Source organism: Sphingomonas sp. S-NIH.Pt15_0812 (assembly GCF_003951315.1).
Taxonomy (GTDB): domain Bacteria; phylum Pseudomonadota; class Alphaproteobacteria; order Sphingomonadales; family Sphingomonadaceae; genus Sphingomonas.
Genome location: NZ_QLJH01000093.1, coordinates 1 through 1,274, shown reverse-complemented (window position 1 = coordinate 1,274; position 1,274 = coordinate 1). Strand labels below are relative to the sequence as shown.

The following is a 1,274-nucleotide window of genomic DNA, read 5'->3' as shown; positions in this document are numbered from 1 at the left end:
AAAAACGGCGGGATGGTTACGTCCACCCTCCGCGCGCACGCCGGTTCTCGCCGGCCAGCGGCTCCACTGATGTCGATGCAGGCACGCCTGCGGGACCAAGGAGCACGGATATATGCGAGAGAACGTCACTATCATCGGCGCGGGGCTTGGCGGGCTGGTGCTCGCTGGCGCATTGTGTCGGCACGGCATCAAGGTTGTCGTGTACGAAGCGGAGGTATCGGCAGATGCGCGCGCTCAAGGGGGACTCCTCGACCTCCACGAGCATAGCGGGCAGCGCGCGCTGCACGATCTAGGGCTTCACGAAGAATTTTTGACGCTGGTGCGGCCGGGCGAGGACGCAAAGCGGGTCGTGGACTGTCAAGGGACGGTTCTGCTCGACTGTCCCGGCAACCCCGCCACGACACGGCCGGAGGTTGATCGCGGCGAGCTGCGCCGGATGTTACTCAACGCCCTTCCGCCCGGCGTCGTACGGTGGGGACACAAGGTTGTTTCGGTTTGTGCCGCGGAAGGCGGTCGCTACATGGTGGCGTTCGCGAACGGCTTGACAGCGGAGACGATGCTGCTGGTTGGTGCGGACGGCGCGTGGTCGCGGGTGCGTCCGCTCGTGACCGATGTTCGCCCCTCCTACACCGGCATCAGCTTCGTCGAGCTGCGTCTCGCTCGCGACGACCCGCGGGCACATGCCGCCGCGGCGGTGATCGGCTCGGGTACGCTGATGGCGGTGACGCCCGGCCAGGGCATCCTGGCGCACCGCAACGCCGACGGCAGCATCCACACCTATGTCGCAGTCACCCGCCCCGAGGCCTGGGCCACCGCCGATCTGCCGACCGCCACTGCACGCGTGGCGGCCCTGTTCGACGGATGGGCGCCGACCCTTCGCGCGTTCGTCGCGAACGGCGATACCACGCCCGTCGTTCGGCCCATCTATGCGCTGCCACCGTTGATTGCATGGGAGCGGGTGGCGGGCGTGACATTGATCGGCGATGCGGCGCACCTCATGTCACCCTTCGCTGGCGAGGGGGCCAATCTCGCCATGCTTGATGGCGCAGAGCTTGCTAAAGCATTGATAGGCAGCCTTGATGACCAAGAAGCGGCGCTGTCGGCTTACGAGAATGAGCTGTTCAACCGCAGCCATGCCGTTGCCCATCACAGTGCCAACAATCTCGCGCGGTTCTTCGGGCCAGACGCGCCGATGCGTGTGGTGGAACTGTTCGTGAGCCGATGAATGGATGTCCGCTTTCGGGGAGCGCTGATTTCACCATGAATGTCTGTTT

General features: G+C 65.3%; 1 protein-coding gene. It reads left to right on the top strand.

What is annotated here, in order from left to right; all coding sequences use genetic code 11:
* Positions 1 to 112 precede the first annotated feature (112 nt).
* Positions 113 to 1,225 (top strand): NAD(P)/FAD-dependent oxidoreductase, encoded by a 1,113-nt coding sequence (locus BRX43_RS20030; protein ID WP_125996793.1) that lies wholly within the window; start codon positions 113 to 115, stop codon positions 1,223 to 1,225.
* Positions 1,226 to 1,274: the final 49 nt, after the last annotated feature.